This window comes from Methylobacterium sp. A49B (genome assembly GCF_053346215.1).
This window is the reverse complement of the sequence record NZ_JBKFBO010000082.1, coordinates 46,371-68,750: the sequence shown is the minus strand read 5'-3', so window position 1 is coordinate 68,750 and position 22,380 is coordinate 46,371. Positions and strand designations below refer to the sequence as shown.

At 69.4% G+C, this 22,380-nt stretch carries 28 protein-coding genes; 17 read left to right on the top strand and 11 right to left on the bottom strand.

The features are described from left to right. Positions 1-277 precede the first annotated feature (277 nt). A complete protein-coding gene (acnA, locus tag ACLBX9_RS10720; RefSeq protein ID WP_447718922.1) occupies positions 278-2,977 on the top strand; it encodes an aconitate hydratase AcnA in 2,700 nt (899 codons plus the stop codon). A gap of 168 nt (positions 2,978-3,145) precedes the next feature. Then, complete coding sequence (locus tag ACLBX9_RS10715; RefSeq protein WP_010683668.1) at positions 3,146-3,832, top strand: hypothetical protein; 687 nt, start codon at positions 3,146-3,148, stop codon at positions 3,830-3,832. A 206-nt stretch (positions 3,833-4,038) separates the two neighbouring features. Here the strand turns inward: ACLBX9_RS10715 and ACLBX9_RS10710 are convergent, their stop codons facing one another. Then, entirely contained in the window at positions 4,039-4,701 is a 663-nt protein-coding gene (locus tag ACLBX9_RS10710; RefSeq protein WP_010683669.1) for a 3-oxoacid CoA-transferase subunit B, read from the bottom strand. A 23-nt stretch (positions 4,702-4,724) separates the two neighbouring features. After that, on the bottom strand, positions 4,725-5,465 hold the full coding sequence (locus ACLBX9_RS10705; RefSeq protein ID WP_010683670.1) for a CoA transferase subunit A: 741 nt from the start codon (positions 5,463-5,465) through the stop codon (positions 4,725-4,727). A 304-nt stretch (positions 5,466-5,769) separates the two neighbouring features. Here ACLBX9_RS10705 and ACLBX9_RS10700 point away from each other — a divergent pair, with 304 nt between their 5' ends. Then, positions 5,770-7,602 carry an AsmA family protein gene (locus ACLBX9_RS10700; protein WP_447718921.1) on the top strand — a complete coding sequence of 611 codons (1,833 nt, stop codon included), beginning with the start codon at positions 5,770-5,772 and terminating at the stop codon, positions 7,600-7,602. A 63-nt stretch (positions 7,603-7,665) separates the two neighbouring features. Further along, a complete protein-coding gene (locus ACLBX9_RS10695) occupies positions 7,666-8,445 on the top strand; it encodes a DUF1499 domain-containing protein (protein ID WP_010683672.1) in 780 nt (259 codons plus the stop codon). A 22-nt stretch (positions 8,446-8,467) separates the two neighbouring features. Here the strand turns inward: ACLBX9_RS10695 and ACLBX9_RS10690 are convergent, their stop codons facing one another. Further along, the gene (locus ACLBX9_RS10690) at positions 8,468-9,388 is read right to left on the bottom strand and encodes an MBL fold metallo-hydrolase (RefSeq protein WP_447718920.1); all 921 of its coding nucleotides are present in this window, start codon (positions 9,386-9,388) and stop codon (positions 8,468-8,470) included. A 91-nt stretch (positions 9,389-9,479) separates the two neighbouring features. Further along, the gene (locus ACLBX9_RS10685; protein WP_447718919.1) at positions 9,480-9,656 is read right to left on the bottom strand and encodes a hypothetical protein; all 177 of its coding nucleotides are present in this window, start codon (positions 9,654-9,656) and stop codon (positions 9,480-9,482) included. A gap of 205 nt (positions 9,657-9,861) precedes the next feature. Between ACLBX9_RS10685 and ACLBX9_RS10680 the strand changes: the two genes are divergently transcribed. Beyond that, positions 9,862-10,038 carry a DUF1328 domain-containing protein gene (locus ACLBX9_RS10680; RefSeq protein ID WP_007568853.1) on the top strand — a complete coding sequence of 59 codons (177 nt, stop codon included), beginning with the start codon at positions 9,862-9,864 and terminating at the stop codon, positions 10,036-10,038. A gap of 225 nt (positions 10,039-10,263) precedes the next feature. Here ACLBX9_RS10680 and ACLBX9_RS10675 read toward each other — a convergent pair whose 3' ends face one another. Beyond that, positions 10,264-10,614, bottom strand: a complete 351-nt coding sequence (locus ACLBX9_RS10675; RefSeq protein WP_447718918.1) for a NepR family anti-sigma factor — start codon at positions 10,612-10,614, stop codon at positions 10,264-10,266. Between the two features lie 175 nt (positions 10,615-10,789). Here ACLBX9_RS10675 and ACLBX9_RS10670 point away from each other — a divergent pair, with 175 nt between their 5' ends. Together ACLBX9_RS10670 and ACLBX9_RS10665 are read left to right on the top strand one after the other, a co-directional pair. After that, positions 10,790-11,596, top strand: a complete 807-nt coding sequence (locus ACLBX9_RS10670) for a response regulator (RefSeq protein ID WP_010683676.1) — start codon at positions 10,790-10,792, stop codon at positions 11,594-11,596. 422 nt (positions 11,597-12,018) lie between these two features. After that, positions 12,019-12,384: a hypothetical protein gene (locus ACLBX9_RS10665; RefSeq protein WP_010683677.1), complete on the top strand. Its 366-nt coding sequence runs from the start codon at positions 12,019-12,021 to the stop codon at positions 12,382-12,384. A 152-nt stretch (positions 12,385-12,536) separates the two neighbouring features. Here the strand turns inward: ACLBX9_RS10665 and ACLBX9_RS10660 are convergent, their stop codons facing one another. Beyond that, entirely contained in the window at positions 12,537-12,725 is a 189-nt protein-coding gene (locus ACLBX9_RS10660) for a con-10 family general stress protein (RefSeq protein WP_010683678.1), read from the bottom strand. 257 nt (positions 12,726-12,982) lie between these two features. On the opposite strand from ACLBX9_RS10660, the gene ACLBX9_RS10655 reads away from it, so the two are divergent. Continuing rightward, positions 12,983-13,189: a hypothetical protein gene (locus ACLBX9_RS10655; protein WP_010683679.1), complete on the top strand. Its 207-nt coding sequence runs from the start codon at positions 12,983-12,985 to the stop codon at positions 13,187-13,189. A gap of 13 nt (positions 13,190-13,202) precedes the next feature. Here ACLBX9_RS10655 and ACLBX9_RS10650 read toward each other — a convergent pair whose 3' ends face one another. After that, positions 13,203-13,967 carry an electron transporter gene (locus ACLBX9_RS10650; RefSeq protein ID WP_447718917.1) on the bottom strand — a complete coding sequence of 255 codons (765 nt, stop codon included), beginning with the start codon at positions 13,965-13,967 and terminating at the stop codon, positions 13,203-13,205. Between the two features lie 163 nt (positions 13,968-14,130). Between ACLBX9_RS10650 and ACLBX9_RS10645 the strand changes: the two genes are divergently transcribed. Beyond that, entirely contained in the window at positions 14,131-14,574 is a 444-nt protein-coding gene (locus tag ACLBX9_RS10645) for a cyclic nucleotide-binding domain-containing protein (RefSeq protein ID WP_010683681.1), read from the top strand. Between the two features lie 16 nt (positions 14,575-14,590). Here ACLBX9_RS10645 and ACLBX9_RS10640 read toward each other — a convergent pair whose 3' ends face one another. After that, entirely contained in the window at positions 14,591-15,034 is a 444-nt protein-coding gene (locus ACLBX9_RS10640; RefSeq protein WP_010683682.1) for a VOC family protein, read from the bottom strand. Positions 15,035-15,217: 183 nt separating this feature from the next. Here ACLBX9_RS10640 and ACLBX9_RS10635 point away from each other — a divergent pair, with 183 nt between their 5' ends. Then, positions 15,218-15,898: a L,D-transpeptidase gene (locus tag ACLBX9_RS10635; RefSeq protein WP_039893095.1), complete on the top strand. Its 681-nt coding sequence runs from the start codon at positions 15,218-15,220 to the stop codon at positions 15,896-15,898. Between the two features lie 73 nt (positions 15,899-15,971). Here the strand turns inward: ACLBX9_RS10635 and ACLBX9_RS10630 are convergent, their stop codons facing one another. Next, positions 15,972-16,232, bottom strand: coding sequence for a hypothetical protein (locus ACLBX9_RS10630; RefSeq protein ID WP_447718916.1), 261 nt, complete (start codon positions 16,230-16,232; stop codon positions 15,972-15,974). Positions 16,233-16,420: 188 nt separating this feature from the next. Here ACLBX9_RS10630 and ACLBX9_RS10625 point away from each other — a divergent pair, with 188 nt between their 5' ends. Continuing rightward, positions 16,421-16,924, top strand: a complete 504-nt coding sequence (locus ACLBX9_RS10625) for a thermonuclease family protein (protein WP_447718915.1) — start codon at positions 16,421-16,423, stop codon at positions 16,922-16,924. 16 nt (positions 16,925-16,940) lie between these two features. On the opposite strand, the gene ACLBX9_RS10620 is transcribed toward ACLBX9_RS10625, so the two are convergent. Then, the gene (locus ACLBX9_RS10620) at positions 16,941-18,086 is read right to left on the bottom strand and encodes an AI-2E family transporter (protein WP_447718914.1); all 1,146 of its coding nucleotides are present in this window, start codon (positions 18,084-18,086) and stop codon (positions 16,941-16,943) included. Between the two features lie 300 nt (positions 18,087-18,386). Between ACLBX9_RS10620 and ACLBX9_RS10615 the strand changes: the two genes are divergently transcribed. The 6 genes from ACLBX9_RS10615 to ACLBX9_RS10590 all read left to right on the top strand — a co-directional run bounded on the left by ACLBX9_RS10615 (position 18,387) and on the right by ACLBX9_RS10590 (position 21,878). Continuing rightward, positions 18,387-18,695, top strand: a complete 309-nt coding sequence (locus ACLBX9_RS10615) for an acyl carrier protein (protein WP_010683687.1) — start codon at positions 18,387-18,389, stop codon at positions 18,693-18,695. A 20-nt stretch (positions 18,696-18,715) separates the two neighbouring features. Further along, the gene (locus ACLBX9_RS10610; RefSeq protein WP_447718913.1) at positions 18,716-19,195 is read left to right on the top strand and encodes a 3-hydroxyacyl-ACP dehydratase FabZ family protein; all 480 of its coding nucleotides are present in this window, start codon (positions 18,716-18,718) and stop codon (positions 19,193-19,195) included. Continuing rightward, positions 19,192-20,319 carry a beta-ketoacyl-ACP synthase gene (locus tag ACLBX9_RS10605; protein ID WP_447718912.1) on the top strand — a complete coding sequence of 376 codons (1,128 nt, stop codon included), beginning with the start codon at positions 19,192-19,194 and terminating at the stop codon, positions 20,317-20,319. The genes ACLBX9_RS10610 and ACLBX9_RS10605 overlap by 4 nt, the downstream gene beginning before the upstream one ends. 643 nt (positions 20,320-20,962) lie before the next feature. Beyond that, entirely contained in the window at positions 20,963-21,172 is a 210-nt protein-coding gene (locus tag ACLBX9_RS10600) for a cold-shock protein (RefSeq protein ID WP_010683690.1), read from the top strand. Between the two features lie 109 nt (positions 21,173-21,281). After that, positions 21,282-21,650: a DUF6481 family protein gene (locus ACLBX9_RS10595; RefSeq protein WP_039893160.1), complete on the top strand. Its 369-nt coding sequence runs from the start codon at positions 21,282-21,284 to the stop codon at positions 21,648-21,650. Between the two features lie 33 nt (positions 21,651-21,683). Next, positions 21,684-21,878, top strand: coding sequence for a hypothetical protein (locus tag ACLBX9_RS10590; protein ID WP_010683692.1), 195 nt, complete (start codon positions 21,684-21,686; stop codon positions 21,876-21,878). A gap of 18 nt (positions 21,879-21,896) precedes the next feature. Here ACLBX9_RS10590 and ACLBX9_RS10585 read toward each other — a convergent pair whose 3' ends face one another. Next, a complete protein-coding gene (locus ACLBX9_RS10585; protein ID WP_447718957.1) occupies positions 21,897-22,379 on the bottom strand; it encodes an N-acetyltransferase family protein in 483 nt (160 codons plus the stop codon). Position 22,380: the final 1 nt, after the last annotated feature.

Sequence of the window (22,380 nt, the reverse complement as noted above, 5' to 3'; positions counted from 1 at the left end):
GCCAGAGGGCGGATGCCCCGATCCGCCGCCGACCCTCCGACAGGAAAACGCACCCGTCATCACGACCCGGTAGCGGCCAGATTCGAAAAGTTCTATATCCCTCCCTGGCTGCGCCGCGCGGCATCACGGGCGTCCAAATCGCCCCCGCGCATCGTCCTGCCCGGGCACTCCCGGGGCGGCGCGCGCCCGTCGGGCGCTACACAGGCCGAACACAGACTTCGTAGCGCAGGTCTTGCCTGCGCGTGTTCGACAACCCGCAGCGAGGATAGAACCAGCCGTGCCCTCACTCGACAGCTTCAAGGCCCGCCAGACGCTCGAAGCCGGCGGCAAGACCTACACCTACTATTCCATTCCCGCGGCCGAGAAGAACGGCCTCGCCTCGGCGGCTTCGCTGCCCTTCTCGATGAAGGTGCTGCTCGAGAACCTGCTGCGCTACGAGGACGACCGCTCGGTCAAGAAGGCCGATATCGAGGCCGCCGTCGGCTGGCTCGACCAGAAGGGCAAGGCCGAGGTCGAGATCGCGTTTCGCCCGTCGCGCGTGCTGATGCAGGACTTCACCGGCGTGCCGGCGGTGGTCGACCTCGCGGCCATGCGCGATGCCATGGTGGCGCTCGGCGGCGATCCGCAGAAGATCAACCCGCTGGTGCCGGTGGACCTCGTCATCGATCACTCGGTGATCGTTGACGAGTTCGGCACCCCGAAGGCGCTGGCCGACAACGTCGCTCTGGAATACGAGCGCAACGGCGAGCGCTACACCTTCCTGAAGTGGGGGCAGTCGGCCTTCGACAACTTCTCGGTGGTGCCCCCGGGCACCGGTATCTGCCATCAGGTGAATCTGGAATACCTGTCGCAGACGGTCTGGACGAAGTCCGAGAACGGCTCCGACGTGGCCTACCCGGATTCGCTGGTCGGTACCGATTCGCACACCACCATGGTCAACGGCATGGCGGTGCTGGGCTGGGGCGTCGGCGGCATCGAGGCCGAGGCGGCCATGCTCGGCCAGCCGCTCTCGATGCTGATCCCCGAGGTCGTCGGCTTCAAGCTGTCGGGCAAGCTGCCCGAGGGCACCACCGCCACCGACCTCGTGCTCACCGTCACCCAGATGCTGCGCAAGAAGGGCGTGGTCGGCAAGTTCGTGGAGTTCTACGGCCCCGGCCTCGACGACATGGCGGTCGCCGACCGGGCCACGATCTCCAACATGGCGCCTGAATACGGCGCGACCTGCGGCTTCTTCCCGGTCGACCAGAAGACCATCGACTTCCTGAAGGTCACCGGCCGCGCCGACGACCGGATCGCCCTGGTCGAGGCCTACGCGAAGGCGCAGGGCATGTGGCGCGATGCCAGCACGCCCGACCCGGTCTTCACCGACACGCTGGAGCTCGACATGGGCGAGGTCCGGCCCTCGCTCGCGGGCCCGAAGCGCCCGCAGGACCGCGTGCTGCTCGACGGCGCCAAGGCGGGCTTCGCCGCCTCCATGGAGTCCGAGTTCAAGAAGGCCGCCGACATCGCCCGCCGCTACCCGGTCGAGGGCACCAACTTCGACATCGGGCACGGTGACGTGGTGATCGCCGCGATCACGAGCTGCACCAACACGTCGAACCCCTCGGTGATGATCGGCGCGGGGCTTCTCGCCCGCAACGCCGTCGCCAAGGGCCTGCGCTCCAAGCCGTGGGTGAAGACCTCCCTGGCCCCCGGATCGCAGGTGGTCGGCGAGTACCTGGAGAAGTCCGGCCTGCAGGAACCGCTCGACGCGCTCGGCTTCAACCTCGTGGGCTTCGGCTGCACCACCTGCATCGGCAATTCCGGCCCGCTGCCGGAGGCGATCTCGAAGGCGATCAACGACAACGACGTCGTCGCGGCGGCGGTGCTCTCGGGCAACCGCAACTTCGAGGGCCGCGTGAACCCCGACGTGCGGGCGAACTACCTCGCCTCGCCGCCGCTGGTCGTCGCCTACGCGCTCGCCGGCTCGCTCCAGATCGACATCACCACGGAGCCGCTGGGCCAGGGCTCGGACGGCAAGCCCGTCTACCTGAAGGACATCTGGCCGTCCTCGGCCGAGGTTCAGCAGTTCATTGAGGAGAACATCACCTCCGCGCTGTTCAAGTCGCGCTACGCGGACGTGTTCGGCGGCGACCAGAACTGGAAGGACGTCGAGGTCACCGAGGCCGAGACCTTCGCGTGGAACCCGGGCTCCACCTACGTGCAGAACCCGCCCTACTTCGTCGGCATGGAGAAGACCCCGAAGCCGGTGGAGGACATCGCGGAGGCCCGGATCCTCGGCCTGTTCCTCGACTCGATCACCACCGACCACATCTCGCCGGCGGGCAACATCCGCGCGGCCTCCCCGGCCGGCGCGTACCTGCAGTCGCATCAGGTGCGCGTGCAGGACTTCAACCAGTACGGCACAAGGCGCGGCAACCACGAGGTGATGATGCGGGGCACCTTCGCCAACATCCGCATCAAGAACCAGATGGTCCGCGACCCCTCGGGCAACGTGGTCGAGGGCGGCTGGACGCTGTTCCAGCCCTCGGGCGAGAAGATGTTCATCTACGACGCGGCGCAGAGATACGCCGCGGAAGGAACGCCGCTCGTCGTCTTCGCCGGCAAGGAGTACGGCACCGGCTCGTCGCGCGACTGGGCGGCCAAGGGCACGAAGCTGCTCGGGATCCGCGCGGTCATCGCCGAGAGCTTCGAGCGCATCCACCGCTCGAACCTCGTCGGCATGGGCGTGGTGCCGCTGGTGTTCCAGGGCGACACGAGCTGGGAGTCGCTGGGCCTCAAGGGTGACGAGACCGTCACCATCCAGGGGCTGGCCGGCGAGCTGAAGCCGCGCCAGACGCTGATCGCGCAGATCAAGTCCGCCGACGGCTCGGTGAAGGAGGTCCCGCTGACCTGCCGCATCGATACGCTCGACGAACTGGAATACTTCCGCAACGGCGGCATCCTGCCCTACGTGCTGCGCTCGCTCGCGGCCTGAGTTCCCCTGATAGGGCGCTCATCGGACTGCCCGCAGCAATCCATGAGGCGGCGCCCACCCGGCGCCGCCTTATTTGTTTCACAGGCCCCGCATTTCACTTGCGCGCAACCTTGTTCGAAGGGGCCAGCGCCCCATAACCCGGCTCCTGAAGCGAGCACGGGACTTTCGATGAAGCACCTCAGCAAGACCCTCGTCGTCGCCGGCCTGTCAGCGCTGCTGTCGAGCGCGGCCTTCGCCGCTCAAGTCGAGCGCGTCCGCGGCACCATCGACAAGGCCGACGGCAGCACGCTCACGATCAAGACCGAGGACGGCAAGACCGAGACGGTGGATGTCGGCGGCGCAAAGTTCGCCTGGGTTGTTCCGTCGAGCCTCGACCAGATCAAGGACGGCGTGTTCATCGGCACCGCCACCAAGGGCGAGAACCCGATGACCGCCCTGGAGGTAGTCCTGTTCCCCGAGTCGATGCGCGGCACCGGCGAGGGCCATTACGGCTGGGATTCGATCACCGACCAGACCGCAGGCGCCGGCGCCAAGGTGAAGAGTTCCATGACCAACGGCACCGTGAAGGCCGAGAGCTCCGGCGCACCCAAGGTGAAGAGTTCGATGACCAACGGCACCGTGAAGGCCGACAAGGCGGCGTCCGGCGGCGAGCGCACCCTGACGGTGAGCTACGGAAAGGACGGCTCCAAGGAGATCGTGGTGCCCTCTTCGGCACCGATCGTCGCCTTCGAGCCCGCCGACAAGGCGATCCTCAGCCCCGGCTCCAAGGTCTTCGCGGTGGTCGCCAAGGACGGCGCGAAGGCCGAGGGCAAGCTCGTGGCGGTCGGCAAGGACGGCCTGACTCCGCCGATGTGAGGCAGCACGGCGTCGCCGCCGTCGCCGATGCGTCGGAGCAGACGACGGCCGCCGCGAGCCAGGTGCTCGGGGCGGCCTCGGAACTGTCGAGCCGGTCCCGCCGCCTCAGATCCGAGGTGGTCCGGCTTCCCGTCGGTGTGCGGGCGGCCTGACCGGCCCGCCCGCCGGTGGACGCCGCCGCTTGGCGGCCTCCCGCAAACCCCCGATCAGCCCTTCAGCGCGACCGTGTAGTCCGCCTCGGTCTTCGCGCGAACCTCGTCCTCGGAGACGCCGTCGGCGAGCTCGATCAGGCGCATGCCGCCGTCGCCCTTCTTGTCGATCTCGAAGACGCCGAGATCGGTGATCACGAGGTCGACCACGTGGGTCCCGGTCAGCGGCAGATCGCAGGCCTTCAGCAGCTTCGGGCTCTCGGTGCCGTCCTTGTTCTTGGCGACGTGCTCCATCACCACGACCACGCGCTTGACCCCCGCCACGAGGTCCATGGCGCCGCCCATCCCCTTCACCATCTTGCCGGGGATCATCCAGTTCGCGAGGTCGCCGTTGCCGGCCACCTGCATGGCGCCGAGGATCGACAGGTTGATGTGCCCGCCGCGGATCATCCCGAAGGAATCCGCCGACGAGAAGTAGCTCGTCGTCGGCAGCGCGGTGATGGTCTGCTTGCCGGCGTTGATCAGGTCGGGATCCTCCTCGCCCTCGTAGGGGAAAGGGCCCATGCCCAGCATGCCGTTCTCCGACTGGAGCTGCACCGACATGCCGTCGGGGATGTAGTTCGACACCAGCGTCGGGATGCCGATGCCGAGATTCACGTAGAAGCCGTCCTCCAGCTCCTTGGCGGCGCGCGCCGCCATCTGCTCGCGGGTCCAGGCCATCGTTCTCGCTCCCTTCCCGATCGTCAGTGGGTGCCGCCGCCGGCCGCAGCGGCCGGGGTGTTGTCGCCGCGCTTGCGGGTCGTGCGCTGCTCGATGCGCTTGTCGCGCTGCCCGACGTCGATGATGCGCTTCACGAAGATGCCCGGCGTGTGGATCGTGTCCGGATCGATCTCACCCGGCTTCACGAGGTGCTCCACCTGCGCCACCGTCATCCGGGCGGCCGTCGCCATCATCGGGTTGAAGTTGCGGGCGGTCATCCGGTAGCGCAGGTTCCCCTCGGTGTCGCCAGTATGGGCGTGGACGAGGGCGATGTCGGCGAACAGGCCGCGCTCCATCACGTACTGCTCGCCGTCGAACTCGCGGACCTCCTTGCCCTCGGCGACCTTGGTGCCGACGCCGGTCTTGGTGAAGAAGGCCGGGATGCCGGCGCCGCCGGCCCGGATCCGCTCGGCCAGCGTGCCCTGCGGGTTGAACTCGATCTCCAGCTCGCCGCCGAGATACTGGCGCGCGAATTCCTTGTTCTCGCCGACATAGGACGAGATCATCTTTCGCACTTGGCGGGTATCGAGGAGCTTGCCGAGGCCGACGCCGTCGATGCCGGCATTGTTCGAGACGACCGTGAGACCCTTGACGCCCGAAAGGCGCACCGCCTCGATCAGCTCGTCGGGAATGCCGCATAGGCCGAAGCCGCCACACATCACCATCATGTCGTCGCGCAGGAGGCCGGCCAGCGCAGCCGCGGCATCCGTGTAGACCTTCTTCATCGAACCGTCCTTCTCGCGCCGGGCCCGGCCGGCCGAAACTTTGGAAGCGCGTTTCCTCGCGCCTCCTGTTCCCGATTCCCCCGTCGAAATCCAGTGCCGGGCGTTGCGTCTCCGCGCGGTCTGCGACGATCCGTAACCCGCGCTCCCTGGGGAACAGGCCAGGGTCCCGCGTGCAGCCGGCAGACAAACCGCGCTGAGAGGGCTACAAGGCTCCGACGACGAGCAGAGCCTGCCGGGCCCGCGCCGGCTTGAGGGGGCCTGGCGCGGCACCCGGCTTCCGCCGCACCCGCGGCCCGTCCGGAGCATGATGTCGCTGCGCCGCCCGATCCTCATCCTCGCCCTCGGGAGCTTGGTCGTTGCCGGTCTCGGCCTGCGCGACTGGCCGGTGGATGGTGCCCGGGCGACGACCTTCGCCGATCGGGCCTTCGAGACATACGGACTCTCCGTGCGCGTCGAGGGCGCGGCGAGCCTGACGCTGCTGCCCCTGCCGCGTCTCACCCTCAACCGCGTCCGCGTGGCGACCGCATCCGGCGGGCCGGCCCTGGCGGAGGACGGACGCCTCGTCCTCGACCTCGATCCCCTGAGCCTCCTTGCAGGGCGTGCGGCGGTTGGCGGGCTTCGCCTGGACGGCGCGCGCCTGTCGGCCGATGCCGACTGGCGCGCGCCCGTCTCGCGCCTCGCCGAGCAGGCCCGTGCCGGCGCGACGGTCCGGCCGCGTCGGCTCACCGTGAGCGGTGCCCGCCTGGCCGGCGGCGACGAGGCCAGGGACATTGACCTGGACCTTGCCTGGCCGTTCTGGAGCGCATCGGCGGAGGGCAGCGCGAGTCTGACGTGGCGGGGCGTGCCCACGCGGATCACCCTCGCCAATCTGCGTCCGGCCGAGCTCGTCCAGGGCCGGCGCAGCCCCTTCACCGCGGAGGTCACCTGGGCCGGCGGTAACCTGGCGGCAGAGGGCACGGTGGCGGCGCCCGGCACGGGCACGGCGCTGCCGGTTCTCGCCGGCCAAGTGCGTGCCGAGACCCGGTCGCTGCCCGAATGCCTCGCCTGGATCGGACGGGACGTGCCGCTCTCGCCGCTTGCCGGCGCCTTCTCGATCGCCGGGCGGTTCGAGACGACGGATCGGTCAGTATCCTGGCCGAGCCTGCGGATCGGGCTCGGCCGGAACGTGTTGGAGGGGGCGGGTGCCGTCGCCCTGGGGCCGGGTGATGCGCCCCGCCTCTCGGTCCAGGCGACGCTGGCAGCCGAGTCGCTCGACCTCGCGCCGCTCGTCGGCGATCTACGGCAGGTCCTCGATCGCAAGCCCCGGCCATTGGCGCTGGGCCCATTCACCCGGGGCGATCTCGACCTGCGTCTATCAGCGGCCGAGGGGCGCGCGGGTCCGGTCCAGGTCCAGGATCTGGCGGCCAGCGTCCTCGTGCGGAATTCCGCCATCGAGGTGGCAGTCAACCGGGCCCGGATCCAGAACGGAACCTTCAAGGGTCGCGTGATCCTGGCGAGCGGGTCCGACCCGGCCGCGACCGAGATGCGCGCCCAGGGAAGTCTCGACCGCCTCGATCTCGGCAGCCTGCTGAGCGACATCGGCGCGGCGCGCTGGCTGACAGGCCCCGCGCACGGTCAGTTCGCGCTGGAAGCCAGCGCCCGTGACAGCGCCGCCCTCCTGGCACGTCTCGGCGGCCGGGCGAGCCTTGCCGTCGAGGGCGGGACGATCACGGGGCTCGACCTCGCCGATGTCATCCATCGCAACGGCGCCGTCGCCTCCGGGGCCCTCGCACGCCGGAACGGCCGGACGGCGTTCGAGCGCGCCGCCATTACCCTGCGCTTCGTCGACGGCATCGGCGAGATCGCCGAGGCGGGTTTGATCGGGCCCAGCGTCGGGGCGAGCCTGCACGGGCAGGTGTCGCTGCCCGAGCGCCGCGTGAGGGCCCGGGGCAGCCTCGCCCTGCGGCCCTCGAGCGATCCGCTGCGCGGCCTCGTGTTCGAGATCGCGGGCCCTCTGAGCGCGCCGACCGCTCAGACTGTCGCGCGCGGAGAGGCCGCCGAGCCGGCCGAGCGGGCGGGGGAGGCGCTGCTGACTGACGCCTTCAAGGAGCCCGCCGCCCTCGGAATTCCCGGAACGGCCCGCGCCTACGCCCCGTAAGCCCCGATGGCGCCCACGACGGCCAAGCTCTAAGATCCGGCACCGAACGCCCCTATGATCCCCATGCGCCGTCTGCTCATCGAGGAACCCGTAACACGCGCGGGGCCGCTGGCCCGGCGGCTCGCCGTGTTCTCCATCGTCGCCACCGGGATCGCTCTGGTGCTGGTCCGCGATCCGCGCGCCGATACCGACGCCGCGCTCACCGCCTTGGCGGCCGGTCTCGGCATCGCCCTCGCGGCGGCACTGGCGGCCTTCTTTGCCTTCGTGCGGGTCTGGCGCGAGGGCGCGCGGGGCCTCGGGCCGGCCGTCGCCGGGCTGGTCCTGGCGCTCCTCGTCCTGGGCTATCCCGCCTTCCTGGGCCTGCGCAGCCTGCGGCTGCCGGCCCTGTCCGACATCAGCACCGACATCGACAATCCGCCCGCCTTCTCGCGCTCGCGAGCGGCCTTCGCGGCCCGCGGTGGCCGTTATCCGGCCGATCCCGGCCCGGCGCTTCGCGAGCGCCAGCGCGGTGCCTATCCGCAGATTGCCCCGCTGACCCTCGATATCGGTGCCGACGAGGCTTTTGAACTCGCCCGCAAGGCGGCCCTCAAGCGGAACTGGCAGATCGTCGAGGCGATCCGCCCCGGCGGGCGCACCGGCAACGGCCGGATCGAGGCGGTGGCGCGCGGCCTGATCCTGAACCTGCCCGACGACGTGACCGTCCGGATCCGCCCTCGCGCCGACGGAGCGCGGATCGACGTGCGGTCGGCCTCGCGGCTCGGCGGGCGCGACTTCGGCAGCAATGCCGACCGGATTCGCGCGTACCTCGACGACGTCGCCAACTTCGCCCTCGCGGTGAAGTGAGCCGTCCCGGCGGCGCGGCGTCTCAGGCGAGGGCGTAGGCGGCGTCCAGGGTCGGTGCGCCGTCCGACGTCGCGAGCCCGCGCCCGACCAGATCCTCTAAGTGGGCAAGGACCGACAGGGCCGCGGCACCTTTCAGGCGCGGGTCGAGGCCCTGGTAGATCGCCGCGACGATGTCGGCGATGCGCCGGTCCCCGGCCGCGAGCCGCGCCCGGATCGCGGCCTCGCGGTGGCGTCGGTGTCCCGCGAGGCCGCGCAGGAAGCGTGCCGGATCTCGGACCGGCCCGCCATGGCCCGGCCAGTAAATCGCCTCGGTGCGGCCGCGCAGCTTGTCGAGGGACGCCATGTAGGCCCGCATCTCCCCGTCCGGGGGCGCCACGATGGTGGTGGACCACGCCATGACATGGTCGCCGGAAAACAGGGCGTCGGCCTCCGGCAGCGCGAAGGCGAGGTGGTTCATCGTGTGACCCGGCGTTTCCACGGCGACGAGCGTCCAGCCCGGCCCGGAGATCGCATCGCCCTCCGTCATCACGCGATCGGGCGCGTGCGCCCGGTCGGCGCTGGCGTCGAGCCGTGGGGCCTCCGCATCGGTCAGCGCCCGTGAAGCCCGGTGCGGACCGCAGCCGAGGATCGGCGCGCCGATTCGGGCTGCGAGCAGCCGCGCCCCGGGTGAATGATCGCGGTGCGTGTGCGTGACCATGATCGCCTCGACCGTCTCGCCGGAGAGATCCCGCATCAAGGCGTCGATGTGGGCAGGATCATCCGGACCGGGGTCGAGGATTGCCACACGACCATGGCCGATCACGTAAGTGCAGGTACCGGTCGCCGTGAACGGGCCGCCATTCGACGCCACGCGACGGCGGATCAGAGGTGCCACAGACTCGAGAGGTCCGGCTGGCGGCATCGATGGTTCGAGGGTCAGGCTAATCTCGTCGGCGTCCGCCATCGCTGCTCCCGCGCGATCTGGTGGCGGTTCCTAAGGCCTGTCCGGGCCGCGTTGCAATCGGGGATCGCCGCGGGCCGCGCTACGGATTGCTTCAACCCGCACGGCCGGTGCGACGGGCACGCACGCGCACCGGCACGGGGGCCGGAACCGGAACGAGACCGAGGGCTGCGGCGCGCAGGGCGTCGCCGGCTCTCTCGATAGCCGCGGCGAGGCTGGCCGCGGTCGCGGCGACCTTCGATCGAACGGTGTTCTTCACAGATTGCAGCATCGCGGATCCCGGCTTGAACCTGAAGACCTCTCTTCGAACGCTAGCGTCCCCGTCCCGTTCCGTCCCTCATTGCCGCGGCCCGGTCGTCGAGGCCGCCCGGCACACAGGACTTTGTCAAGGTGGCGGAACCTGAGCGAAACCTTGGCGTTTTCGTGGTCAGAACGACGCGGCCCGCCCGCGTTGATACTTTCGAAGGATACGAACAATGCTCGGTTGGGCCGTAACTTTCCTCGTCGTTGCCCTCGTGGCCGCTCTGCTTGGTTTCGGCGGCATCGCCGGTACCGCAATGGAAGCCGCCAAGCTGGTGTTCTTCGTGGCGATCGTTCTTTTCGCGATCTCGGCCGTCGTCGGCCTGATGCGCGGCCGTTCGCCCACACTTTGACGCGTAGCGCGGGACGCTGGTCCTGTTTCTGGACCGGTCTGATTACACGAAGAGCCGCCGCCGACCGCGGCGGCTCTTTCCGTTCCAGCCGCACGACTGCATGCCCCGCGCTGGAGGGCCTAAAGCTCAGGACTTTGACAGACCGTCGGCAAATCGATCGGGCCCTCGTTCAAGAGGAGCGGGTGAAACTGGTCACAGGTCGCGGTGCGCCGCAGATCATCCCGATCAGGTGCTCTCGCGGTCGCCGCTGTCGAGTTTCGCGATAAGTTCGGCGAAGCGATCCGGAACGGGCTGCTGCGCAATCGTATCGTACATAGTCCGCAGCTGCGCTGCGAGACGGGTGCGGGTATGGTCGCTCAACCCGCCGCGAGCGGCAGGCTTGGCGGAAGGCGGCGAAAGCGGATCGGTGCTGCTGTCTTGGGCGTTTGAATCGGCGTGTGGCGTGTGATCGGAAGCAGTTCCCGAGCGCGTAACACGCGCGGGGAGAGCCGCCTCCTTCCCCTGGTCCACCATCAATACGCCCCTTGTTGCCGAACTCGGCCCGGCCGCATTGTGCTGCGGCTCGACATACGCCATGGCTGCGGCGGCAACGCCTGCCCGCCGGGATCGGTTCCGCCGGGGGGTGGAACGGAGTGCGGGCCGCCGCGTTGGGCGGTAGGCTGCGCAGGACACAAAGCCGGCCCCGGCAGGCCCTCGGTAAAAGGATCGAGGCGATCGCGGCCGGGCAACACGGCGAGGCACAGGGGATCGAATGTCGACATCGCAACTCGTGGTACAGCACCTGCCGTACCTGCGCCGCTACGCGCGTGCGCTCACGGGGAGCCAAGTGGCGGGTGACGCGTACGTCGCCGCCACCCTGGAGACCCTCGTCAACGAGCCGGACACGCTGGGCCGGAGCACCAACATCAAGGCGGATCTGTTCCGGGTCTTCACGCGGATCTGGAATTCCCTGTCGGTGAACGGCCGCAGCGAGCAGGTCCAGCACGATCTGCCGGCGGAAGTTCGCCTCGGCCAGATCACGCCGCTGCCGCGGCAGGCCTTTCTGCTCTCTTGCCTGGAAGGTTTCTCCGAGGAGGATGCAGCAATCATCCTGGGTGTCGACGTTTCCGAGGTGCGCGACCTCGTGGACGAGGCCGGCCGTGAACTCGCCGCCGATATGGCCACCGAGATCCTCATCATCGAGGACGAGCCGCTGATCGCCATGGATCTCGAGGCGCTCGTCGAAGGCCTGGGCCACAACGTCATCGGCGTGGCCCGGACCCGCAGCGAGGCCATCAAGATCGCCGGCGAGGGCGGTAAGCGTCCCGGCCTGATCCTGGCAGACATCCAGCTCGCCGACGGCTCTTCTGGCCTCGACGCGGTGAACGACCTGCTCAAGACGTTCGAGGTGCCGGTGATCTTCATCACGGCCTATCCGGAGCGCTTCCTCACCGGCGAGCGGCCCGAGCCGGCCTTCCTCATCGCGAAGCCGTTCCAGCCCGCCAACGTCTCGGCGGTGATCAGCCAAGCGCTGTTCTTCCAGCAGACGGCTCGCCGCCGCGAGGCGAAGACGGCCTGACACGACTGGCTGTATCGCCCGACCCGCCGATACCAGCAGGTCGGCAAATGCAAAACAGCCCCGGCGAAAGTCGGGGCTTTTTTGTTGTCGACCTCGTCACGGCACAAAAAAACGGGCCGGAGGGACTCCAGCCCGTCGCAGAGGTTCCGGCCGATGCACAAGGGGAATGCGGGGAGGACCAGGTGGCCGGGTGTTTAGGAAACGGCTGCGGGAGCGAAGGGTTCCAGCAAATGCACTTTTTCAATGGACGTGGCGCTGAAGACACAGGGGTCGGTTGTGGACGGCGCGCGTGCGCGGGCGCACCGGCGCCCGGCCTGCGATCGAATACTGAGAGCTTCTAGGCGCGACACAGTCTAGGAACCTGCGATTGCAGGCCGCGTTATCACAACATCCTGTCAAGCTCTCGCGATGAGGTCGGGGCTATGCTGCGGTCTGGTTTCATTCTGGGCGTGAGTGCTCCCGCCGCTCTTCTCACTGTCCTCGTGCAGCCGGTCGTGCGTGACACCGCCGACCATTGGAAGGCTCCGGTCCCGGTGATGCAGGTCATCCAGGCCCCGCTGCCCGGCATGCGGCCCGTCTCTCTCTCCATCAGCCCGACGCGTGTCGCGGGTGTTCAGAGGGCCGAGCGCGGCATCGCTCCGGTCGCCGGCGAGGCGCAGGATTTGAACATTCGGCCGATCCTGAAGCAGCCGGCGCGTCGGATGGTCCGCGAGGGGTGTGAAACCGCCCTCAGCTCACTGGTGGGCCCCGAGGCGCGGCGCATGACCCCAGGCCGCTGCATCTCCTGATTTCGGCCTTTCCGACTCCGACCTACAAAAGGCCCCGCTGGTCAGGCGGGGCTTTTCGTTGTGCGCGTCTCACCGCGCATGTTTCCACCAAACGAAGGCGGCGCCGGTCCAGAGGACGCGGCGCCGCTACGCATTACGACGGGATGGATGCGTCACTCGGCGCGGCCGGTACCCGTGGATTGGCCACCCTTACGCCCAGCGGAGGAGGCGAGTTCGCGATCCTGAGAGAATGAGCGCTTCTCGGCGGGCACGCTGCGTCCGCCCTTGCTGGCGATCTCGCGCTGCCGCTCCAAGTCCATCGAGGCAAAGCCTCGCTTCGAGGTCGAGTTTCCGGATGCCATCAGTTCCTCCTCAGGCTTCGCTTCACCCCGCAACAACCTTCAGCAATAACCAAGGTTCCTGTCCCGAGACCTGCTCAAGCTTCTAACAGCTCAGCTTGGCGGCAACCTGCGTCTTGTGCACGGCGTTGGACCAGGAACGACCTGGGTTGGTCTGCGCACATGCCCTCCGGCACGCCCTGGAAGGGTCAGCGGAGCGGCTTGGGGATCGTGGCGCAACGTCGTCCCTCGATGCCGAACGGGGAAAAGGGCTTTCTCGCATGACGAATCGCAACATGGTGAAGGATGGCGCGGGGCGGAGCCCGGCGTTGGAGCCAAACACGCCGCCCCTGCCGCCGATGCCGGCACCCGAGGATTCCGCCCGGCCGACGACCCGTGAAGAGCCGGTCGATTCGCCTCACCTGAATGCCAGCCTCAAGCGTGAAGCGCCTGAGCCGGGCGAGCAGGGCCTGTCGACGAAGCGCTGATCCGGGTAGCAGCTCAACCCGCTCGCGTTCGCGCGCGGCGGGTAAGCCCCAGAATGAGCAGGCCGATGGCTAGGATCGTCGCGATCCCGGCTATCGTGAGGATGCGCTGGATCAGGGGCGTGTAGATGCCGCGCGCTGCGTCGAAACCGTAGCAGAGAAGGGCGAGCCGATCGGTCAGGCTTCCGACCCGGCCCTCACCCGCCTCCGTGAGGGCGAGGCGGAGATCCCGCCCGGTGAGGGCCAGTGGCGAGAGCACCCGGGCGACGCGCCCGTCGCCTGCAAGCAGCAGGGCGGCGGCCGGGTGGGCGAAGCTATCCGTGCCCGCGTCGTAGAGGGCGGTGTAGCCAAGGGCGCCGCTAAGCTGGGCGAGGGCGGGTTCTGTGACGATGAGCATGATGGGGCTGGTTGCCGTCGCACGGTCGCTCAGGGTGTCCGCGATCATGCGACGAGCGGCCGCGGCATCGTCGCGCGGGTCGATCCCGACAAGCACCAGGGCGTAGTCGGTCTGGGCGAGACCGGTGGCCGCCAGGGCGTCGGCCGACATGGAGACCATCGGATCGCAGACGTTGCCGCAGGTGTAGTCCACCGGCAGCAACAGGGCTGGCTTGCCCCCGAGCGCCTGCCCAAGGGTCGTGGCCTGCCCCGTCAGCGCGTCCGTAGCTGTCAGGTCGAGGGGCGCACGCGCCCCCGGTGGTGGGGCGACGGCTACGCGGGCGAGGTCGGCTTGGGCGAGGCGCGCCTGGGCCGAATGGCCTGCCGTGCCCAAGGCTAGGACCAACCACAGAACCAAGCCGATTGCGGGGCGTGCGGCAAGGCTGCGGTGCGGCCGCGAGGGCGATGCGTCGGGGTCGGGGCTGGACAAGTGCTTGACGAACCGCATGGATAGGCGGGCCCGTCCGGCCCCGCCGTCCTGGGCTTGAGACCCGTCGCGGAGCCCCCGTATGACCCTCGACACCGAGGTTTCCTCCCTGAAGCAGGTGCCGCTGTTCCGCGAGGTGGAGCCGGCGCGCCTGAAGCTCCTGGCCTTCACCAGCGAGCGTGTGCATTTCGAGCCGGGGCAGCGGTTCTTTGCCCGCGGCGACGTGGCGGATGCGGCCTACGTGATCCTTCAGGGAACCGCGGAGGTCAGCATCGATGGTCCCGCCGGCCCGGTGCGGCTGGCGCTGCTGGGCCAGGATGCCCTTGTCGGCGAGATGGGCATCCTGGCCGAGCAGCCTCGATCCGCCACTGTCACGGCAGAATCCGCGGTCACGGCCCTGCGCATCGATCGCGGCGTCTTCCTGGAATTGCTCGCACAGTTTCCACAGATTAGCATCGCCCTTATGCGGGTGCTGGCGCTGCGCCTGGAGCAGACCAACCAGGCGCTCGCCGAGAGTCGGGCCTGACCGCGCCTGTGCCGCGTCACTCCAGCGGATAGGTGATGAATTCCAGCAGGGAGCCGTCCGGATCCCGGAAGTAGACACTGATGCCCGCGCCCGCGGCGCCGTGCCGCTCGACCGGACCCAGTTCGACCGGGACGCCCGATGTTTGGAGATGGGCGATGGCTTCCTCGATCGTCCCCGACCAGCGGAAGCAGAGATCGCTGTTGCCGGGCATCACGGGCTTCTCGGCCACCGGCGTCGCCGCGACGCCCGGGCCGTGGCAATTGAGCTGCACGCCGCCGAACCGGTAAGCGAAGCCCGCGCCGCGCTCGATGATCTCGGCGCCCACCACGTCGCGGTAGAAGGCATTGGACCGCGCCCAGTCGCTCACGTGGATGACGCAATGGTCGAGGTGGATGGCCGGGCTGAGGATCGCAGTCGGCGCCTCTGGCGCAACATCGGCAAGTGTCTGGGTGTCGGGCATCAATCCCCTCCGCGGTGACCGTACCGAAGGTCCGCCTCGATTCTGAATTAGGGCGCAACCGTGGCCGCGGGAGCGGGCGCTCGCGGTTCGATGCGGCTGAAAAGCTACATCGTCGCCGGCCGCGAGACGGTAGTCATGGGCTCGAGAACCGGCCCGAGAACCGCAGCCCGCATGACAGGACCCATGATCGCGACCAATCCCTCGGCCTGGAGCCGCGTTCGCCGGATCCTCCTCTCGCGAATCCTGCTCGCCGTCGTGGCGATCGCACCCCTGGCGGCCTGCCAGACCCGACCCGTCCAGGTCGCGCAGGACGACGACTCGGCGTGGTACATCGGGACGAAGGCCGACAAGCCCTACGACATTCCCCTGGTCGACACCCAGCGGCTCGATCCGAAGTACCGCCGCCAGCAGGTGAGCTATAACGGGCCCGAGCAGCCCGGCACGATCGTGGTCGACATCGACAAGCGCCAGCTCGTCCTCGTGCAGGCGGACGGTACCGCGATGCAGTACGGCGTCGGCGTCGGCAAGGCCGGCTTCTCCTGGAAGGGCGAGGCGCGCGTCGGCCGCAAGGGCGTCTGGCCCGACTGGAGCCCGACTGTCACGATGGTCTCGCTGAATCCGGACCTGCCACGGACCCGCAAGGGCGGCGTCGACAATCCCCTCGGCGCCCGCGCGCTCTACCTCTACCAGGGCAACCGCGACATCCTCTTCCGCATCCACGGCACCAACGAGCCGTGGAGCATCGGCGAGCAGCTCTCCTCGGGCTGCGTGCGGATGCTCAACGAGGATATCGCCGACCTCTACGAGCGCGTGCCGGTCGGGACCCGAGTCCTCGTCAAGCGCAACGGCAAGTACCGGACCTGAGGTAAGCGAAGACGGCGTGCTTGGTCGCGTCCTTGTCGCGCCCTAGCCGCACGCGAATCGCGCCGACCTCTTCTCAGCCAGCAGGCGTACCCACCGATGCCGCCTGCTTCCCGTCGGAGATGCTCCCCGTCAGGCGGCTGAGGGCCGCGCGATCCAGCGCCGGTTCACCCGGCCGGCCGTCCGGCGCCATGCCGTCACTCGCGAGCACCGCTGCGGCCGTCAGGCCCGGCGCGGTTTCAGCACCCGGCCGCGTCGGCCCGATCGCGTAGCCGGCCCAGACGATAAGGGCGAGGCAGACGGCCAGCGCAGTCAGCAGGGTTTTGAGGAAGGTCATCCAGCTGAACGGTTGGTCTGAGCCGCCGTTCCGCGACGCGGAACACTTTCGCAACCCGCGCGCGATAGCGTCTGCCACCTACGACCGGCAATTGTCCGCTCCGGCAAAATCGCCACATTGGCCGCGCAGCTTGGCGGCCCCAGCAGCCTTCTCGTCAGAACGATCGCCTCCCGCGTGGACATCCTCCGATGATCAGACCGATGCTTGCCCTGTTCCTCCTCTGCGGTCCCGCGGTCGCTGCCGGGACGGTCAGTGGCCCGGCGACTGTGGTCGACGGCGATACGATCGAGGTGCAGGGCACCCGCATCCATCTCTACGGTATCGACGCCCCCGAGACCGCGCAGAGCTGCGAGACCGCGGCGGGGCGGGAATACCGTTGTGGCCGCGAGGCCATGCAGGCGCTGAATGCCAGGATTGCCGGGGCCGTGGTGACTTGTGAGCGGCGCGAGGGTTCGGTTGCGGGACGCGTCGCGGGAATCTGCCACGCGCATGGCGAGGATCTGTCCGCCTGGATGGTCGGACAGGGATTGGCGCTCGCCAGCCGCCACGTGACGACGGCCTACAACCGCCAAGAGGGCCGCGCCTGGGCGACCCGCCGCGGCATCTGGGCTGGCACGTTCGAGAAGCCGGCCGACTGGCGCCAGGACCGGCGCCGGGTCGAGGCCTCGGCCGGGACGGGCGCGGCCGATTGATCGGCGTTCGGACGGCTCAGGCCGTTTGATCGTGGCCCTCGGTGAATTCGCGCCACAGCAGGACCAGGGCAGCCATCACGGCAGGCCCGACGAACAGGCCGAGCAGCCCGAAGGTCTCGACACCCCCCAGAATGCCGAGCAGCACCCATAGGAAGGGCAGCTTCGTCGTGCCGCCGATCAGGGCCGGCCGGATGAAGTGATCGGCCACGAAGGTCACCACGAGTCCTGCCGCCGCGACGACCAGCGCCGCCTTCGCCGAGCCGGCCGCCACCAGCAGCAGCGCGGCGATGGCGATGGCGACGGCGGCGCCGAACGGGATCATCGCCGCCACTGCCGTGAAGGCGCCGAGTAGGACCGGGTGCGGCACGCCGGCGAAGTAGTAGACGATCCCGAGCACGAAGCCCTCGCCGAGTCCCACCAGCACGAGGCCGTCGACGGTCCCGTGCACCGAGGCCACCATCTGGCGGGCGACGCGCTCGCCGCGGGGTCCGAACAGCCGGTGGCAGGCGGTGAGCGACTGGTCCCGAACCGTGCGCCAATCGCGGAACAGGAAGAACAATGCCACGAGGCTGAAGCCGAACAGCACGATCCGGTGCACGATCTCGCGGCCGACATTCCGCGAGGCGCCGATCACCGAGTTGTTCTCGAACCGGCGCAGCAGGTCGGAGCCGGCCTGGGCGTGGCCGAGATTGTCGTTCCACCACGCAGTCGCCTGAGGCGCGCCGTAGGGCAGGTGCTGGAGGAAGTCCGGCGCCGGGATGCCGTTCGCCTCGGCGTTGCGCACGAACTCGGCCACGTCGTGGGCTTCCCGGGCGGCCTGGATGCCCAGAACGGCGAGCGGCGCGAGGAAGACCAGCGCTACCGCCACGGTCATCAGCGTGGGCAGCAGGATGTTGTGCTTGCCGGGTGGGAAGCGCCGCTCGAGGCGCGTGTAGAGCGGCCACAGGGCAATCGCCAGAACCACCGCCCAGGCCAGCGCCGGCAGGAACTCGTGCAGGATCCACAGGCCGAGGGCCGAGAGCGCCAGGACCAGCAGGACCCGAGCCGCCCCCTGCGAGCGCGCCCGCTCGTGAGGCGGAAGCTCCTGCGATGGACCCTGATGGTGCGGCAAGGGCGTCTCGACCGGCACCGGCGGGGTGCCGGGTTTGATCATCGGTTGCATCCGTCAGGTCTCCTGGGCACACTCGGCCGCCGCGCCTTGCACCTAGGGTCGGCGCCGGACGACGGAACGCGCGTCCGCACACACGATTGCGCGTGCGTGTGGACAAGCCCTCAAACGCCGGGGGAACCGTCGCGGTTGCCGCCTCTGACCCCCTCGTGTAGAGGTCGCCGCCATTCGACGGGGCCGCGTACGGGGCCCGTAGACGCGTTGGGCGGCCGCGCGGGACGCGAGCACCGGGCCGCCCGGCGGCGAGGGGGCTCCCGCACGATCGACCGGAATTCGAACAGCCCGCGAGAAGATATGTCCGACGAGCCCGCCCACGGCAGCGCCACCTTCGAGCGCGTGGCCGACATCATAGCCGAGACCGCCGACATCCCGCGGGACAAGATCACGCCCGAGAGCCACGCCATCGACGACCTCGGCATCGACAGCCTCGCCTTCCTCGACATCGCCTTCGCGGTGGACAAGGCCTTCGGTATCAAGCTGCCCCTGGAGCGCTGGACCCAGGAGGTCAACGAGGGCAAGGTCCCGGCGGAAGAGTACTTCGTTCTCAAGAACCTGTGCGCGCGCATCGACGGCTTGGTGGCCGAGAAGGCCGCCAAGGTCTGACTCGGGTAGCCCGGTCCGCCATGCGCCTCGAATACTTCGAGATGATCGATTCCGTGCGGCTCCTGGACCGAGCCGCCGGGCGGATCGAGGCGCTCGCCCGGGTGCCTCTCCAGAGCCCGGTCTTCGAGGGGCATTTCCCCGGCCATCCGCTGGTGCCCGGCGTGCTGCTCACCGAGACCATGGCGCAGGCGTCGGGCTACCTCGTCCTCGCCCATCTCGATTTCGCCCGGATGCCTTTCCTCACCGGCGTCGACAAGGCCCGGTTCCGCTCCTTCGTCGGTCCGGGGGCCGACCTCGTCGTGACGGCGAGCCTGGAGCATGACGGCTCGGGCTACGCGGTGACGAAGGCCGCGATCAGCCATGCCGGCAAGGCCCTGTGCGACGCCGAGCTGCGCTTCCGCACCATGCCGTTCCCCGACGGGCTCGACGCGCCCATGCGCGCGCGGGCCCGATCCATCGGGCTGCTTCCGGCGGTGGACCAGCCGGTGGGCCAGCCATGAGCCGACCGGTCGTCGTCACCGGCCTCGGCCTCGTCTCCTGCGCGGGCGAGGGCGTCGAGGCGCATCTCGCGGCCCTCGATGGCGGCGCGGCGCCCCGCACCGACACCGAGACCTTCGCGCCCTATCCGGTGCATCCGGCCCCGACGATCGCCTGGGATGGACAGATCCCGAAGCGCAGCGATCAGCGCCAGATGGAGGCGTGGCAGCGCCTCGGCGTCTACGCTGCGGGGCTTGCCCTGGAATCCGCCGGGGTGAAGGACGAGGCCGGCCTGAAACAGGCGCTCCACCTCGTGGCGGCGGCGGGCGGCGGCGAGCGCGACTACGCGGTCGATGGAGCGATCCTGACCGGCCTGCGCGACGCGCCGGACCCCGGTGCCTACCTGAACGAGCGGCTCCAGAACGACCTGCGCCCGACGCTGTTCCTCGCCCAGCTCTCGAACCTGCTCGCCGGCAACATCGCCATCGTGCACGGGGTCACGGGTGCTTCGCGCACCTTCATGGGTGAGGAATCCGCCGGGGTCGACGCCCTGCGGATCGCACGGGCGCGGGTGGCGTCGGGCCAGATCGACGCGATCCTGGTCGGCGGCTCCTACAGCGCCGAGCGGCCGGACGTGCTGGTGATCCACGAGATGGGCGGCTATCTCGCCCGCGACGCCTATCGGCCGGTCTTCGCGCGCGGCGCGGCGGGCGGCTTCATCCTCGGGAGCTGCGCGGCCTTCCTGATGCTCGAGTCGGAGGCGCATGCCGCCGCCCGCGGAGCCCGAGCCCTCGCCCGGCTCGACGCGGTGGCGAGCGACCGGACCCGGCGCGCGCCGGGCAGCGTCGCCACAAGCCTCGACGGCCTCTGGCGCCAAGCCGGGATTGAGTCGCCCGACCGGGTTCTGTCGGGTGCGACCGGCGTCGCGCCGATCACCGCGGAGGAGGAGGATGCCCTCGCGCGGCTGGCACCGGGCGCCCGGATCCACGCCCTCGGCGACGTGGTCGGGCACGGCCTCGAGGTGGCGGCGCCGGCCGGCGCGGCTCTCGCTGCGGCCCTTGTCGCCCATGGCCGAGCCCGCGAAGTCGCCGTGACCGCGGTGGGGCATCGCCGCGGCGAGGGCGTGCTGCGCGTGGTGCCGGCCTAGAGCGTGCTACGATCTCAGGGGACGTCAGCACGCTCTCGGGGACTGGCATTGCACGAGGACCCCGCGAGATCGGATTTCGCGTTTCCAAACCGTACTTTCTCAGGGGCCGCAGCGGCCGGCTGGAGGACTCGCTTGAGGCCTCCGCGGCGCTCCGACGCCTCAGGGACAGGGTCGGAAGGGCGGCCGGAGGCTTTCGAGGTCGCGTGTCGTGTCCCGTATGACTGGCCGGCGCAGACTTGCTGGGTAGGCAGCGGCGCGCCAGCCCGTGGGAGCGTGATCCAGGGAGCGCTTTCGTCTCCGAGGCGCCCCGGGCGGACGCCCGCGGTGACAGAATTCGTCAGTTCCAACCACGATTTACACCCGTATCGTGGCGGCAAATTTCCTGACCTGCGGCGGTTCAACGCGATTGTCGGGACGGAATTCTCCGGCGGAACCGCCCCAGCGCCGAGAGAAGTATTTCCTCAGGCTTGCCAAAAAACCGTCGAGGGTCTATTCCGACGCAATCGGCACGTGTCCGGATATTTTGGACCGTTACGCCTTCGCAGGGCGGTTCTAACTTTCCTATCGCTAGCGGTCGATGCCGGTACCAGCTCGGTCGAGCGGGTGCCATCTCTCACTTTTCCTGCGAAGACCAAGGACTTCCATGAGCACCGGAACCGTCAAGTGGTTCAACGAGACCAAGGGCTACGGCTTCATTCAGCCGGATGACGGCGGCAAGGACGTGTTCGTCCACATCTCGGCCGTCGAGCGCGCCGGCCTGCGCAGCCTGAACGAGGGCCAGAAGGTCTCCTACGAGCTGGAGACCGACCGTCGCAGCGGCAAGCAGTCCGCCGGCCAGCTCCAGACGGCCTGATCGCCGTCCGCCAGGTTTCCCGTGAAGCCGCTCCTCCCGGAGCGGCTTCTTCGTTTCTGCAACCCTATCCGCGGCGTCGGCCTCTGCCACGCCCTGACCCGGAGTGTTCGTGAGCTTTCTCAACAAGCAGGGCGTCGTTGATCGCCTCGAGACCGCCGCCAAGGCGCGGTCCGAGATGCTGGCCCGGTTCCGGGCGCGACCGCGCGCCGATGACCCGGCGGTTCTCGCCCGCCAATCCGCCCGCCGCGCCGTGATCGACGCCCGGGAAGCCCGCGCCGCGGAGCGCGAGGCCGCGCGTCAGGCCGAGATCGCCCGTGCCGCCGCCGCTGCGGAGGCCGAGCGCCTGGCCGAGATCGAGCGGAAGCAGGCCGAGCAGCTGGCCGCACAGGAGCGCGCCAAGGCCCTGCAGGCGGAGCAGAAGGCGCAGCGCGACGCGCGCTATCTCGCCCGCAAGGCGAAGGCCCAGAAGCGGCGCTGAACCGCCATCGTGACGACACCCCAGGAGCCCGCCATGTCGCACAAGTTCAAGGTCGGCCAGCGCGTCTGCCGGCCCCGCACCGGGCTTCCCGAAGATAAGGGGGCGGGCGAGGTGTTCGAGGTCCTGCGGCTGATGCCGGAGGATCAGACCGGCGAGCCCTCGTATCGAATCCGCACGCAGGGCGGTGAGCGCGCGATTCGCGAAGGCGACCTCGTCGCGGCGCCATAGCGCCGACCGCTCACGAGGTCAGAGCGTCCGGAACATCACGAGCGCATCGACGAGGCCGAGGCTCGGATGCCGGAACGCCCCTGGCAGCCGCCCGACGACGGCGAAGCCGAAGCTCTCCCATAGCCGTACCGCCCGCACGTTGGCGCTGACCACGAAGTTGAACTGCATCGCCGTGAAGCCGCGCGCCCGCGCCCGGTCAAGGCTGTGCGCGCACATGGCCCGTGCGACGCCGCGTCCCGTCGCCTCGGCGCCGGTCATGAAACCGCAATTCGCGACATGGGCGCCTCCGCCGGCCTGATTGGCGCGGAGGTAGTAGGTGCCGAGCACCACGCCGTCCGACGCGGCCACGAAGGTCTCGCGGTCCGCGCCGGTCCAGTAGGCGAGGGCCTCGGCCTCGCCGAGGTCGGGATCCAGCGCGTAGGTCTCCCCGGCCCGGATCGTCGGCAGAATGATGTGCGTGATCGCCCCACGATCCGCCGCGCAGGCGGCCCGGATGTTCAGG